This window comes from Devosia sp. RR2S18, assembly GCF_030177755.1.
GTDB lineage: Bacteria > Pseudomonadota > Alphaproteobacteria > Rhizobiales > Devosiaceae > Devosia > Devosia rhizosphaerae.
This window is the reverse complement of the sequence record NZ_CP126539.1, coordinates 3,620,252-3,632,596: the sequence shown is the minus strand read 5'-3', so window position 1 is coordinate 3,632,596 and position 12,345 is coordinate 3,620,252. Positions and strand designations below refer to the sequence as shown.

Here is a 12,345-nt window from a genome sequence, read left to right as displayed (position 1 = left end):
GCCTAGACCTTCTTGTTGATGCCTGAGCGTGAGCGCAGGATCTGCTCGACCAGCTTCACCTGTCCGTTGAGTTTGTCGTTGAAGGTGGACGCCAAGACGTTTCGCGTCATCTGCGAATTGTCCATGGCCTTTTGGGCCGCCTGCTTGCGCTTATGGCTGGCGACCTGCATCTGCTGGTATGGAGTGAGCGGTTTCCTGCCGATCTTCATGCCGCCCAGGCTTATCCCATCGCTTTAACAAAGCGTGAAGATCGCATGCCTGCTCCTAGCCCTGCGCGATCACCTCCCAGCGATTCTGCTGGGTCAGCAAAGCCCGTACATAGTTCATGTTGTTTTCAACCTGCTCGGGCGGCAGTTCGGCGGCATAGAGCGCCCGGCACTCCTCGAAGCGCCCTTGCAGCCCCACGACCAGTGCCAGATTCTGCCGATGGCGGCTATTGGCACCGCGCATCTGCACTGCCTGACGCAGGTGTTGCTCGGCTTGTGCGAGATCATTGCTCATCGCGTAGGAGAGGCCGAGATTGGCGGCGATCGAGGCTTCGCCGGGGGCAATGGTCAATGCTTGCTGGTAGAGCATCCGGGCTTCCTGATTGCGGCCCATCTGGTCTAGCGTCGCGCCTTTGACCAGGAGCGCATTCCAGTCGGGTATGTCGGAGCGGATGGTATTGTCGATCACCTGGAGCGACTGCTCCAGCCGACCCGCCGCGGTCAAAGCTTTGGCATAGGCGACCCGCACTTCGGCGTCCGTGGGGTGGTAGGCCATGCCGGCTTCGAGCACCGCCACCGCCTGGCTGCTTTGGCCCACAGCACGCAAAGCTGCCGCATAGTGGATGATGGCGGCTTTGTCCTTGGGGTGCTGCTTGTAGCGTGCACCCAGTTCGGCGAGGTTCTGATGGCTCTCTGCCATCGGCATTCCGGAATAATCAGGGGAGGGGATGCTGGTGCGATTGCTGGCGCAGGCAGTCATTGCCACTGCCGCGACGCTCGCGAACAGCAGCGCGCGCATTGACTTGGCAAAGGGGACGGGCGCGATCACTCTGGCAACTCCTCGGGCGGTCAGCCCAGTTGCTTCTCTCAATAAATCATTAACCCTAACGGGCGGTTAAGGCTGGGTTCGCCAAGGTTGCTCCCCTCTCTTGTGCTCGCTAGAAGGAGACGATCAAAAGCGGAGCTCTTCATGTCCAGCGCCACCTCCCTGCCCATCATCTTCGTGGAAGAGGGCGCGCTTGCCGCAGCCAACCTTTCCGCCGCGCATCGCGCCTGGGCCGATGCCAATGGCTTTACGGGGCAGCGCGGGCGCCTCCTCGCCCTGCCTGATCCGCAGGGCGGATTGGCCGGGCACCTATTTGGCACCGGTCCGGTGGCAGACCGTCCGCCACTGGTTGCGGCGCAGGCCGGCGCCGTCATTGGTCCCGGGCAATTCCACTTCCAAGGCGCATCTGGCGATCCAACGCTGGCAGCGCTCGGCTTCCGCCTCGGCGCCTACCGGTTCGACCGTTATCGCGCGGGCAAGCCCGCGCCAGTGCTCGATTTGCCCGCCGGGGCCGACGCGGACGAAGTCGATCGCCTCGTGAGCGGCGCCGCCTTGGCGCGCGACCTCATCAACACCCCGGCCAACGATCTCGGCCCCGATGCTCTCGACCAAACAATCCGCAGCTTCGCGGCAGATCGTGGCATGGAGTGCCGCGCGATTGTGGGCGACGACCTCCTTGCCGCGGGCTTTCCGATGATCCACGCCGTGGGCAGGGCCAGTGCGCAAGCGCCGCGCCTGCTTGATCTCACCTGGGGCAATCCCGACGATCCTAAGGTGACGCTGGTGGGCAAGGGCGTGACCTTCGACACCGGTGGCCTCGATATCAAGCCGGCCTCGGGCATGCTGCTGATGAAAAAGGACATGGGGGGCGCCGCCAATGTGCTAGGCCTCGCCCACGCCATCGTCTCGGCCAAGCTGCGGCTGCGGCTGCGGGTGCTGATCCCGGTGGTGGAGAACGCCATCTCGGGCACCTCCTTCCGCCCGAGCGACGTGCTCACATCCCGCAAAGGCCTGACGGTGGAGATCGGCAATACCGACGCTGAAGGCCGGCTCATTCTCGCCGACGCCTTGGCGCTGGCCGACGAGGAAAGCCCCGCATTGCTGCTCGACATGGCGACGCTCACCGGCGCCGCCCGCGTGGCGCTCGGCCCCGAACTGCCGCCGCTTTATTCCACCGACGATGAACTCGCCCGCGCCCTAATGGCGGCGGGGACCGCCAGCGATGATCCGCTCTGGCAGATGCCGCTCTGGTCGCCCTATGACGCGATGATGAGTTCCAAGGTCGCCGATGTGAACAATGCCGGTACGGGCGGCTTTGCCGGCTCGGTCACGGCCGCGCTGTTCCTCCGGCGCTTTGTTGATAATGCCGCCGCCTGGGTGCACCTCGACATTTTCGGCTGGGCGCCCGAAGCGCGGCTCGCCCGCTCGCAAGGCGGTACCGATCAGGGCATCCGCGCCGTCTACGGCGTCCTCAAGCAGCGCTATCCTGCGGCGTAGTTAGTAGCCGCGCTGGCGATCCACCACATTGGGCAGCGGCTTGCCCGCTTCATGGTCGCGGATGATGCCAGCATAGTAGGACACCCCGCTCTTCTCGTCGGAGATGGCGGCAATATGTGGCGTGATATAGCAGTTCTCGATGTCCCAGAGCGGGCTGTCCTGGGGCAGTGGCTCGGTTTCGAACACGTCGAGACTGGCCGCTCCCAGCGTGCCATCCTCCAGCGCGCGAACGATATCGGCTTCCTTCTGGTGACCGCCTCGTGCCGCATTGACGATCACCGGCCCACCATCGAGCTTCCGGCGGAGCTTGCCGAAGGTCTCGTAGTTGAGAACGCCCGTGGTTTCGGGCGTCAGCGGCAGCAAGTTCACCAATATGTCGGTGCCACGCAGAAAGGCGTCGAACTGGGCGTCTCCCGCAAAGCCCTCCACGCCTTCGAGCGACTTGGGTGTGCGGCTCCAGCTGCGCAGGGTAAATCCCAAGGGTAAGAGGCGCTTGGCGGCATCCTGGCCAAGCACGCCCATGCCCATTATGCCCACGCTGGTTTCCGAGGCGGCTGGCGGATAAAGCTGGCTCCATCGGCGTGCCTTCTGATCGGCACGGAAACGGGTGTAGAGGCGGTGATGCATGGTCACCTGCGCCACCACATAGTCGCTCATGCGCTGACTGAGATCAGTATCGACGAACCGTACCATCGGTACGTCCGGCAACTTGGGGTGCTTGAGGAGGGCATCGACGCCCGCGCCCAGCGACAGGATAGCCTTGAGCCCTGTCAGCCCATCGAAGGCTTCGGGCTTGGGCTTCCACACAAAGACATAGTGCACCTCTGCCGGATCGAACGCGTCGCCCCGACGCACGACGGGATAGGGCGCCAGCGCCGCCGCGAGCTTGTCCGCCCAGCTTGCTTCATCGACATCGGAGAGGTGCAGCAAAAGCATGGTCAGGGGTCCCCCTCAAAGAAAAAGCCGCACCCGGTGGGGTGCGGCCTGGATAGGCATTGCTCTATTTACTGAGCCGCGGGAGGGGTAGCCGGATTGACCGGCTCCATCGGCGCCACCGCGTTTTCAGGGCGGTTGACGTCGTTTCCTGGGAGTTCGGTGACGGCCGGGGTGCCGCTCGTAGTAGGCGTGCCCACGACCGGTGTCTCCGTGCGGGTTTCGGTCGGCGTATCCAAACCACCCTCGGGCGACACGGGAACCGTCACGTTTTCGGGCGCCGTGATTGCAGGGTTGGTCGGGTCGGCCGGGTCGACCACTTGCAGTTCATCGCTTTCGGTCGGGATAGCGTCTGCGTCTTCCGCACCGTCCGCCGGCGTAGCGGCAGCCACTTCGGGATCGGGGAACGGTACCGGATCGGTCGCGAGTGTCTGGAGATAGGCCAGGATGTCGGCGCGCTCTTCGGGGGTACGGATACCGGCGAAGTTCATCTTGGTACCGGGCGCATAATCGGTCGGGCGGATCAGGAAGGCGTTGAGGTTCTCATAGCTCCAGATATCGCCGGCGGCGTTGTGGGCCAGAAGCGCCTCTGAATAGGAATAGCCTTCAGCCGAACCCTCCAAGCGGCCAACCACTCCATAGAGGTTTGGCCCCTGCTTGTGCGGCTCGCCCTCGCCAAAAGTGTGACAAGACTGGCACTTGCGCACGGCTGCTGCGCCGGCGTCGACGTCGGCGCTGGCGAGCAGCAGGCCAAGCGGTACTTCCTCGGCGACTTCGGCGACGCCGCCGTCACCGGTAATCGCCTCGGGCTCAGGCAGATTGTAGCCAGGCCCACGGTTCTCGATGGGATGGTAGATGGCTTCAGCGACAAAGCCGGCGCCCATGACGAACAACAGCGTGCCCAGCACGGCGCCCATGATCTTGTTTAGCTCGAACGAATCCATTTGGTCTCTCTGCCGGTCCATCCCCTTGGACGATACGCGAGCCCCTAACACTGCGATGGTCCCGAAGGAAATCGCCTCAACGCGGGGGGCAAACGCGCGCGGAACATAGTCGCAAAGGTCCGGGGCGCGCAACAGGGCAAACTTCAAGTGCGACGATTGCGCGCCTGTGCCCCGCCGGGCAACCGTGGGCCCGGCGAATTGACTCCGCTTTCCCCCCGGTTCAAAAGCCTTTGCCCGCCAACCGCAGGACAGCACCATGACCAAGAAGATCGCCTTTCAGGGCGAGCCCGGCGCCTTCAGCCACGCGGCCGCCCACAATTTGTTTCCCGACGAAGAGGCGGTCGGCTGCGTCACCTTCGAGGAGACCATTGCTGCGGTGCAGACAGGTCGGGCAGATCTAGCGGTGGTGCCGGTGGAAAATTCACTCTACGGCCGGATCACCGATATCCATCATCTGCTGCCCGAAAGCGGTCTCTTTATTATTGGCGAGACCTATCTGCGCGTCGAGATGAACCTGCTGGGGTTGCCGGGAACGCGCCTCGAGGACATTCGCGCGGTGCAGTCGCTTTCCGTGGCGCTCGGCCAATGCCGTCGCTTTATCGCCGAGCGCGGCCTGCGCACAATTAATGGTGTGGATACCGCCGGGTCGGCGCGCCAGGTCTCGGAAGCCGGTGATCGGAGCGTCGCCGCCATCGCCTCCCGCTTTGCCGCGGAAATCTACAATCTGGATGTGCTCGCCTCCAATATCGAAGACGCCGAGCACAACACGACCCGTTTCCTCGTGCTCTCGCGCGACAAGGTTGAAGCATCGTCGGCAACGGGCAAGGTCAAGACGACCTTTGTCTTCCGCGTGCGCAACGTGCCTGCCGCGCTTTATAAAGCCATGGGCGGGTTTGCGACCAATGGGGTCAACATGACCAAGCTCGAAAGCTACATGGTGGGCGGCGCCTTCACCGCCACTCAGTTCTATGCCGATATCGAGGGGCATCCCGAAGACCGCAGCGTCCAGCTAGCGTTCGAGGAACTTGGCTTCTTCACCGACTATTTCCGCATCCTGGGCGTCTACCCCAAGACCGAGAACCACTAGTCGGGCCCGGTGCGGGCGCGATTGACAGCCAATTGCGCCTGACTATGGTCCGCCCCGACACCCACGAACACTGGAACCTCTCATGTCCCACGCCGATCTCGCCCAGACCATTGACGCCGCTTGGGAGGCTCGCGCCGAGGTGAGTTCGGGCACGCAGGGCGCGGTGCGCGAGGCGGTGGCCGAGGCGCTGAACCTGCTCGACAGTGGCGCCCTGCGCGTGGCCGAAAAGCGTGACGGCGCCTGGCAGGTCAACCAATGGCTCAAAAAGGCCGTTTTGCTGAGCTTCCGCCTCAACGACAACAAGCTGATCGAAGGCGCGCCGGGCGGCTCCTCCTTCTGGGACAAGGTGCCCACCAAGTTCGTGGGCTGGGGCGAGAACCGGTTCCGCGAGGCCGGCTTCCGCGCCGTCCCCGGGGCCGTGGTGCGGCGGCCGGCCCATATCGGCCGCAACGTTGTCCTCATGCCGAGTTTCGTCAATGTCGGCGCCTATGTGGATGACGGCGTGATGGTGGACACTTGGGCGACCGTCGGCTCCTGCGCGCAGATCGGCAAGAACGTCCATATCTCTGGTGGCGTTGGCATTGGCGGCGTGCTCGAGCCGTTGCAGGCCGGGCCGGTGATCATCGAGGACAATTGTTTTATCGGCGCTCGTTCCGAGGTCGTCGAAGGCGTGGTGGTGGGCGAGGGCTCGGTTATCTCCATGGGTGTCTTCATTGGCGCTTCGACCAAGATCGTCGACCGCAACACTGGCGAAGTTCACATCGGCAAGGTCCCACCGTACTCCGTGGTGGTTTCAGGCAGCCTTCCCGGCAAGCCGCTGCCCAATGGCCAGCCCGGCCCAAATCTTTACTGCGCCGTGATCGTCAAGACGGTGGATGCGCAGACCCGCTCCAAGACCGGCATTAACGAACTGCTCCGCGATTGACCATCGATCCCGTCGCCCTCCTCAAGCGCCTGATTGCCTGTCCCTCGGTCACGCCCGAGGAGGCCGGCGTGCTCAGCCTGCTCGGGACGGAGCTCGAGACGCTGGGCTTCACCGTCCATCGCCTGCGCTTTGAAGGCGACAAGTCCTATCCGGTCGACAACATCTTTGCCGTCCGCGGCTCGGGCGGCCGCCGTCTCCTGTTTGCCGGGCATACCGATGTGGTGCCGCCGGGTGATCTGGCGAACTGGACCGGCGATCCATTCACCCCACGCGAGGACGATGGCAAGCTCTACGGGCGCGGCGCCGCCGACATGAAATCGGGCATTGCCGCCTTTGTCGCCGCCGCGGCTGATATCCCCGCGGACGCCGGCACCATTCTCCTTGCCATCACCAATGACGAGGAAGCCGATGCGATCAATGGCACCGACAAGCTCATGGCGTGGGCGCAGGAGCATCAACACCATTTCGATTTCGCTATTGTCGGCGAACCCAGCTCTGCCAGCGTGCTGGGCGACAGCATCAAGATCGGCCGCCGAGGCTCCCTGTCGGGCACGATCAAAGTCACTGGCACGCAAGGCCACGTTGCCTATCCCGAGCGGGCCAATAACCCGCTGCCGACGCTCGCAGCCGTCGTCACCGCGCTGACCTCCTCGATCGATCAGGGCACCGAGCATTTCCCGGCGACCAATCTCGAAGTCACCTCCATCGATGTCGGCAATCCCACCGGCAATGTGATCCCCGCCAGCGGCACGCTGCGGTTCAATATCCGCTACAACGATCTGTGGACGCCCGAGGCGCTGGAGGAGTGGATCGCGGAACGCATCGCCAGTGTCGATCCTGCGGGTACCAGGATCACCTACGCCCGCTCCGGCGCGCCCTCCCGTTCCTTTCTCTCGCCGCTGAGCGATGATGTGGCGACGCTAACAAGCGCCATTGCCCAGGTCACCGGCAGCAAGCCCCAGACCTCGACGGGCGGCGGCACCTCGGACGCCCGCTTCATCGCTCAATATGGGCCGGTGGTGGAATGCGGCTTGGTCGGCCCTTCCATGCACAAGGCCGACGAGCACATCGCCCTCGATGATCTGCACGGGCTCACCGATATCTATCGCACCTTTATCATGAGCTTCTTCGGTGGAGCTCGGCCATGAAGCTTTGGGCAGCACTCGCCAGCGCTGCCCGCGGGTGGCTGCTGATCCTGCGTGGCGAGGAGGGTTGGCGCGCCTACTTCTCCCTCACGGCAGCAGGCCTCACCACCGCACTCGCCATCTTCGCCTTTGCCGCCTTTCTGGCTGTTGGCTTCGCCTCCATGAGCATCGGCATGCCGAGCCTCCCAGGCGTCATCATGGCCATGCTGGTGCTGGCAATCCCAATCGCGGCGCTGTTCTTCGCGCTCCAACTCACCCGCTCTATGCTTAAGCGCGACGAGCCGCTCCTGCCGGTTCTGGTGCCCGGCGTCTACGCACTCACCGCCTTCCTCCTGGTCGAGGGGTTCCTCGCCATGTTCGGTCCGGTGGTGATGCTGTCCTGGCTCGCCCTCGGCTATTTTCTGTTCCGCCTTACCCGATTAGCGCGCGGCTGGAGCGTCGGCGTGGCGGCCGCCTTTGCAGTTTTAACCGTAGTCCTGCTTGTCGCCATGCGCCTTGGGCTCTACATGCTCTCGAGCGCACTTCCGGCGCCGAGCTGATCCGAGACCTGCCTTGCCCACGCCCAATGCCAGCTTCTTTGAGGAAATGTCGACGGCAGCGCGAGGGGTCGTTGCCCTGCTCGTGGGCAAGCGCGACGCGCCTTCCTATTTCGATTTCAGCCAGCGCGGCCTTGTTGGCAGCCTGATCGGGGTGGTCTTTGCCGTTGGCCTCGCCGGCTTCGGGCCTCTGCTTATCGGCGTCCCTTTGCCTCCTGGCGCGGCGACGCAGTCGATCATCGTCAACGCCGTCCTGTTCGTCGCGCAACTCGCCATGGCCTGGATCGTGCTGCGCCAGATGGGGCGGCAGGACGGTTTCGTCCCTTATCTGGTGGCGTCGAACTGGGTGACCTTCGTCTCTGCCATTCTGCTGCTGCTCTCGACTCTATTAGGGCCGGCGGGCATTGTCATTCTGGTGGTGGTCATGGTGATGGCGATCACGACCTTCATCAATGTGGGACGCTTTATTGTCACGCTGAGCCCGCTGCAAATCGCGCTGCTCTTTGTATCGCAGGCCGTAGGCGTCTTTCTGGCGCTGGGCATCGTGGCGGTCCTGCTCGGGCCGCCAGCCGTCGCCTAATAGTCCACCTGCGTCAGATATAGCCCCGTCGAAGGCGCCATCGGACCGCAACGACGCCGGTCGCGAGCGTCCAGAGCCGCGCGAAAGTCGCGGGGCTTCCACTTGCCTTCGCCCACCAGCTTCAGCGATCCCACCATGGAGCGCACTTGATGGTGGAGGAAACTGCGCGCGCTGGCCGTGACGATGATGTGCTCGGGCTCGGCCCGCACCGCAAAAGCATCAAGCGTTCGCTCGGGCGAATTGGCCTGGCACTCGGACGAGCGAAAGGTGGTGAAATCATGCCGGCCCAGGATCAGGCTCGCCGCATAATCCATTGCATCTGCATCGAGCTTTTTGGGCACATGCCAGACATGGTTGCGTTCGATCACTGGCGGCGCCCGGCGCGTCAGGATGCGGTACTCGTAATGCCGCGCTACGGCCGAAAACCGCGCTTCGAACTCCTCCCCTACAGCCTCGGCCGCGGTCACTGCCACCAGCTGTGGTCGCAGATGATAGTTGAGGGCCTCGCGGATGCGGAACGGGTCCCATTCCTTGGACAGTTCGAAATGCACCACCTGCCCTAGCGCGTGGACACCGGCATCGGTGCGACCGGCGGCCTGCGTGGTCACCGCCTCGCCGCTCATGGCTTCAATGGCGATTTCCAGCGCCTCCTGCACGCTCAGGCGATCGGCCTGCCGCTGCCAGCCGCAGAACGGAGTTCCGTCATATTCAAGGGTGAGCTTGTAGCGCGGCATCTAGCTGACGACGCTGGGCAGGGGCCCCGCGCCACGCAGGAAGGTTGCCGCATCCATGGCAGACTTGCCCTCGCGCTGCACCTGCGTCAGCCGCACGGCGCCATTGCCGCAGGCAATGGTGAGATCGCGCAGGAGCGCACCGGGCATTCCGCTACCTTCGGCGAGGCTCGAGCGTAGCGCCTTGACCCGCACCGGTTTGCCCCCGAGCTCGATCTCGAACCACGCGCCGGGAAAGGGGGAGAGCCCACGAATATGGTTGTGCACCTCGGCGGCCGTGCGCGACCAATCGATGCGGCTTTCCGCTTTTTCGATCTTCCTGGCGTAGACAGCGCCGTCATCGGGCTGGGGTGTGAAATCAAGACTGCCTCGTTCCAATGCCGCCAGTGCCCGGCCTATGAGATCGGCACCCACCCGCATCATCTGGTCGTGCAACTCGCCGGCGGTCATCTCCGGTCCGATGGGGATCACCTCACCCACAGCAACCGGGCCGGTGTCGAGCCCTTCCTCCATCTGCATGACCATGACGCCGGTCTGCGCATCGCCCGCCATCACCGCGCGCTGGATCGGCGCGGCCCCCCGCCAGCGTGGCAGGAGCGAACCATGCAGATTGAGGCACCCCAGCTGCGGCGCTTCGAGGATCGGCTTGGGCAGCAAGAGGCCATAGGCCACCACCACGGCAACATCGGCATCGTGGCTGGCAAAGATGATTTGCTCGGCCTCGCCCTTGAGCGATCGCGGGGTGAAAACGGGGATGCCGAACCCTTCGGCAGCTTCGTGCACCGGCGACTTGCGCTCGGCCTGGCCGCGTCCCGCCGGCTTGGGCGCCCGAGTATAGCAGGCGACGACCTCATGGCCGGACGAGACGATCTCGGTCAGGGTGGGGACGGAAAATTCGGGCGTACCCATGAAGACGACGCGCATTTGCAGTCACTTCCAATCCTGCCCTCTTCCCTGGGCGGGAGAGGGTGCCCGAAGGCGGGTGAGGGGCGATGCAGCAAATGCGGACCCCCCATCCGTCTCGCTGCGCGAGCCACTTTCTCCCACAAGGGAAGAAGGGTAGTGATGACGAGCTAGCCAGCGGCGCGCTTGGCGGCCTTTTCGAATTTCTTGAGCACCCGGTCGCGCTTGAGGCGGCTGAGATAGTCGATATAGAGCACGCCATCGAGGTGATCGAGCTCATGCTGGATGCACACCGCCAGCTTGCCCTCGGCCGCCTTCTCCACCTCATTGCCATCGAGGTCGGTATATTTCACTGTCACCGCATTGGGGCGCTCGACCTCGTAGAATAGCTCAGGGATGGACAGGCACCCCTCCTCGGTCACCTGCATCTCGTCGCCGAACTTGGTGATCTCGGGATTGATCAGCACCATCGGCTCAGGCTTTTCGTCCTCGCCGGCCAGATCCATCACCACTACGCGCTTCATCACGCCGATCTGCGGCGCGGCCAGCCCAATGCCGGGCGCATCATACATAGTGTCGAGCATGTCCTGGGCCAGCGTCTTGATCTCGTCATCGACGCCTTGCACGGGGTCGGCAACGGCGCGCAGCCTTGCATCGGGAATGACGAGAATTGGGCGAACGGCCATGAGAAAATTCCAGCGGGATTAGGATTGCCCACGATATGGTATTTTCTCGCCCCTGGGTCAACTGCGCCGCCGGAACCGCACTCTGCTGCTGTCGTTTCTCGCCCCAAGGAGAATGGCGATGGAAGAAATTCATCAAGGTGGTTGCCGGTGCGGTGCGGTGCGCTACGAGGTGCGTGGCGAGCCGCAGACAACTGGGCTCTGCCACTGCGCCGATTGTCGGCGTGAGACCGGATCGACCTTCCTCTATTACGCCGACTGGCCACTAGACCGCTTTACGCAGACTGGCGAATTCTCCACCTGGGAGGGCCGTAGCTTTTGCTCGATCTGCGGCAGCCCGGTCTTTCATCTCAGTGAGGATCATGCAGAGATCGTGCTCGGCTCGCTCGATGAGGTACCGGCCGCGTTCCTGCCCACCCGCGAAGGCTGGATCAAGCGGCGTGAGCCTTGGCTGGTGCCTGTGGTTGGTGCCAGTCAGCACCGGCAGGATCCCTAGTCGCGGCTGAGTTCGCTTCGGCTCTTGAGCACCTTGTCGCCATGAGCCTGCTCGATCAGATAGGCGGGCTCCTTTTGGCTGGCCTCTCGCACCACTTCGGTGCCCTTGATGGTGCGGGTGACCCGGCTGGTGAAGCGTTCAACGATTTTGCCGTGCGCCTTGCTGCCCGCCCAGTTCCAGCTGACCTTCGAGCCTTTACGAAATCCGCCCATGCCGACCTCCTTGCTTTGGCCGGGATAAGCGATGGGCGATCACGTTCGTTCCGCGCGGCGAACCAGAGCAGGGGCGGGGCGTTAGGTGCTCAAGACAACAAAGGAAGCCGGAGACCCAAATGGCTCAACACCGCGATACGCATGATCCGCTGGTCACGCGCGATACCACCTTCGACGCTGCTGATGGCACCAATCTGCAGGAAACCTATACGCTCGACGAGATCGAGGACCTGCTTTACGGCGACGATCGCTCCGCCCATGCACGCTTGGCCAAGCTGCGGGAGTTGCGCGACGACGCAGCCATGCGGGAAAGCGGTGACTGGGGCGGTCAGGATCCCGCCGCGGCTCTGTCTGAAATCGACCGTGCCATCGATGAGCTCAGCGCCATGATCGCCAATTCGGACGAGACCGAGACCTATGGCGAGCTCGCCCCGACCCTGAACGTGGACCCCAACGAACGGCTGGACGCCCTCTCGCCCGACGACGAGGACACCCGTCACGCCATTGAGGGCGACGAGAACGAAGGCGAAGGGGAGAACGATGATCTCGGCCCGCTTGACGTCGCCGAATGGGACGAAGGCGACGACTTCCGCCCCGAAAAGGGCGTGCAGTAATCTAGGCTAGCAAGTCATCATCCACCC

Annotated in this window: 16 protein-coding genes; 8 read left to right on the top strand and 8 right to left on the bottom strand. The window is 63.7% G+C overall.

Annotated elements, in window-relative coordinates:
* Nucleotides 1-2: 2 nt before the first annotated feature.
* Together QOV41_RS17980 and QOV41_RS17975 are read right to left on the bottom strand one after the other, a co-directional pair.
* Nucleotides 3-209: a hypothetical protein gene (locus tag QOV41_RS17980; protein WP_284578229.1), complete on the bottom strand. Its 207-nt coding sequence runs from the start codon at nucleotides 207-209 to the stop codon at nucleotides 3-5.
* Between the two features lie 55 nt (nucleotides 210-264).
* Nucleotides 265-1,035 carry a tetratricopeptide repeat protein gene (locus tag QOV41_RS17975; RefSeq protein ID WP_284578228.1) on the bottom strand — a complete coding sequence of 257 codons (771 nt, stop codon included), beginning with the start codon at nucleotides 1,033-1,035 and terminating at the stop codon, nucleotides 265-267.
* A 141-nt stretch (nucleotides 1,036-1,176) separates the two neighbouring features.
* On the opposite strand from QOV41_RS17975, the gene QOV41_RS17970 reads away from it, so the two are divergent.
* A complete protein-coding gene (locus tag QOV41_RS17970; protein WP_284578227.1) occupies nucleotides 1,177-2,529 on the top strand; it encodes a leucyl aminopeptidase family protein in 1,353 nt (450 codons plus the stop codon).
* On the opposite strand, the gene QOV41_RS17965 is transcribed toward QOV41_RS17970, so the two are convergent.
* Together QOV41_RS17965 and QOV41_RS17960 are read right to left on the bottom strand one after the other, a co-directional pair.
* A complete protein-coding gene (locus tag QOV41_RS17965; RefSeq protein WP_284578225.1) occupies nucleotides 2,530-3,465 on the bottom strand; it encodes a 2-hydroxyacid dehydrogenase in 936 nt (311 codons plus the stop codon). It abuts the gene before it with no gap.
* Between the two features lie 68 nt (nucleotides 3,466-3,533).
* Complete coding sequence (locus QOV41_RS17960; protein WP_284578223.1) at nucleotides 3,534-4,406, bottom strand: c-type cytochrome; 873 nt, start codon at nucleotides 4,404-4,406, stop codon at nucleotides 3,534-3,536.
* Nucleotides 4,407-4,662: 256 nt separating this feature from the next.
* Between QOV41_RS17960 and QOV41_RS17955 the strand changes: the two genes are divergently transcribed.
* From QOV41_RS17955 to QOV41_RS17935, 5 genes are all read left to right on the top strand, one after another.
* Complete coding sequence (locus tag QOV41_RS17955) at nucleotides 4,663-5,493, top strand: prephenate dehydratase (protein WP_284578221.1); 831 nt, start codon at nucleotides 4,663-4,665, stop codon at nucleotides 5,491-5,493.
* An 82-nt stretch (nucleotides 5,494-5,575) separates the two neighbouring features.
* A complete protein-coding gene (gene dapD, locus QOV41_RS17950) occupies nucleotides 5,576-6,418 on the top strand; it encodes a 2,3,4,5-tetrahydropyridine-2,6-dicarboxylate N-succinyltransferase (RefSeq protein WP_284578220.1) in 843 nt (280 codons plus the stop codon).
* The gene (gene dapE / locus QOV41_RS17945; RefSeq protein ID WP_284578218.1) at nucleotides 6,415-7,566 is read left to right on the top strand and encodes a succinyl-diaminopimelate desuccinylase; all 1,152 of its coding nucleotides are present in this window, start codon (nucleotides 6,415-6,417) and stop codon (nucleotides 7,564-7,566) included. The genes dapD and dapE overlap by 4 nt, the downstream gene beginning before the upstream one ends.
* Nucleotides 7,563-8,102, top strand: coding sequence for a hypothetical protein (locus QOV41_RS17940; RefSeq protein WP_284578216.1), 540 nt, complete (start codon nucleotides 7,563-7,565; stop codon nucleotides 8,100-8,102). Before dapE ends, QOV41_RS17940 begins: the two co-directional genes overlap by 4 nt.
* Nucleotides 8,103-8,115: 13 nt before the next feature.
* Nucleotides 8,116-8,679, top strand: coding sequence for a hypothetical protein (locus QOV41_RS17935; RefSeq protein WP_284578214.1), 564 nt, complete (start codon nucleotides 8,116-8,118; stop codon nucleotides 8,677-8,679).
* On the opposite strand, the gene truA is transcribed toward QOV41_RS17935, so the two are convergent.
* The 3 genes from truA to def all read right to left on the bottom strand — a co-directional run bounded on the left by truA (nucleotide 8,676) and on the right by def (nucleotide 10,999).
* Nucleotides 8,676-9,413, bottom strand: a complete 738-nt coding sequence (gene truA, locus QOV41_RS17930; RefSeq protein ID WP_284578213.1) for a tRNA pseudouridine(38-40) synthase TruA — start codon at nucleotides 9,411-9,413, stop codon at nucleotides 8,676-8,678. The genes QOV41_RS17935 and truA overlap by 4 nt on opposite strands.
* Entirely contained in the window at nucleotides 9,414-10,334 is a 921-nt protein-coding gene (fmt, locus tag QOV41_RS17925; RefSeq protein ID WP_284578211.1) for a methionyl-tRNA formyltransferase, read from the bottom strand.
* 149 nt (nucleotides 10,335-10,483) lie between these two features.
* Complete coding sequence (gene def, locus QOV41_RS17920) at nucleotides 10,484-10,999, bottom strand: peptide deformylase (protein ID WP_284578210.1); 516 nt, start codon at nucleotides 10,997-10,999, stop codon at nucleotides 10,484-10,486.
* A 118-nt stretch (nucleotides 11,000-11,117) separates the two neighbouring features.
* Between def and QOV41_RS17915 the strand changes: the two genes are divergently transcribed.
* A complete protein-coding gene (locus QOV41_RS17915) occupies nucleotides 11,118-11,492 on the top strand; it encodes a GFA family protein (RefSeq protein ID WP_284578209.1) in 375 nt (124 codons plus the stop codon).
* On the opposite strand, the gene QOV41_RS17910 is transcribed toward QOV41_RS17915, so the two are convergent.
* Entirely contained in the window at nucleotides 11,489-11,704 is a 216-nt protein-coding gene (locus QOV41_RS17910) for a hypervirulence associated TUDOR domain-containing protein (RefSeq protein ID WP_284578207.1), read from the bottom strand. The two genes, QOV41_RS17915 and QOV41_RS17910, sit on opposite strands and share 4 nt — an antisense overlap.
* Nucleotides 11,705-11,823: 119 nt before the next feature.
* Here QOV41_RS17910 and QOV41_RS17905 point away from each other — a divergent pair, with 119 nt between their 5' ends.
* Complete coding sequence (locus tag QOV41_RS17905; protein WP_284578205.1) at nucleotides 11,824-12,318, top strand: hypothetical protein; 495 nt, start codon at nucleotides 11,824-11,826, stop codon at nucleotides 12,316-12,318.
* Nucleotides 12,319-12,345: the final 27 nt, after the last annotated feature.

Excerpts from the sequence above, each read along its gene's own strand:
- QOV41_RS17980 (WP_284578229.1), bottom strand. The coding sequence starts at position 209 with ATGAAGATCGGCAGGAAACCGCTCACTCCATACCAGCAGATGCAGGTC.
- QOV41_RS17970 (WP_284578227.1), top strand. The coding sequence starts at position 1,177 with ATGTCCAGCGCCACCTCCCTGCCCATCATCTTCGTGGAAGAGGGCGCG.
- QOV41_RS17965 (WP_284578225.1), bottom strand. The coding sequence starts at position 3,465 with ATGCTTTTGCTGCACCTCTCCGATGTCGATGAAGCAAGCTGGGCGGAC.
- QOV41_RS17960 (WP_284578223.1), bottom strand. The coding sequence starts at position 4,406 with ATGGATTCGTTCGAGCTAAACAAGATCATGGGCGCCGTGCTGGGCACG.
- QOV41_RS17955 (WP_284578221.1), top strand. The coding sequence starts at position 4,663 with ATGACCAAGAAGATCGCCTTTCAGGGCGAGCCCGGCGCCTTCAGCCAC.
- dapD (WP_284578220.1), top strand. The coding sequence starts at position 5,576 with ATGTCCCACGCCGATCTCGCCCAGACCATTGACGCCGCTTGGGAGGCT.
- QOV41_RS17940 (WP_284578216.1), top strand. The coding sequence starts at position 7,563 with ATGAAGCTTTGGGCAGCACTCGCCAGCGCTGCCCGCGGGTGGCTGCTG.
- truA (WP_284578213.1), bottom strand. The coding sequence starts at position 9,413 with ATGCCGCGCTACAAGCTCACCCTTGAATATGACGGAACTCCGTTCTGC.
- fmt (WP_284578211.1), bottom strand. The coding sequence starts at position 10,334 with ATGCGCGTCGTCTTCATGGGTACGCCCGAATTTTCCGTCCCCACCCTG.
- def (WP_284578210.1), bottom strand. The coding sequence starts at position 10,999 with ATGGCCGTTCGCCCAATTCTCGTCATTCCCGATGCAAGGCTGCGCGCC.
- QOV41_RS17915 (WP_284578209.1), top strand. The coding sequence starts at position 11,118 with ATGGAAGAAATTCATCAAGGTGGTTGCCGGTGCGGTGCGGTGCGCTAC.
- QOV41_RS17910 (WP_284578207.1), bottom strand. The coding sequence starts at position 11,704 with ATGGGCGGATTTCGTAAAGGCTCGAAGGTCAGCTGGAACTGGGCGGGC.
- QOV41_RS17905 (WP_284578205.1), top strand. The coding sequence starts at position 11,824 with ATGGCTCAACACCGCGATACGCATGATCCGCTGGTCACGCGCGATACC.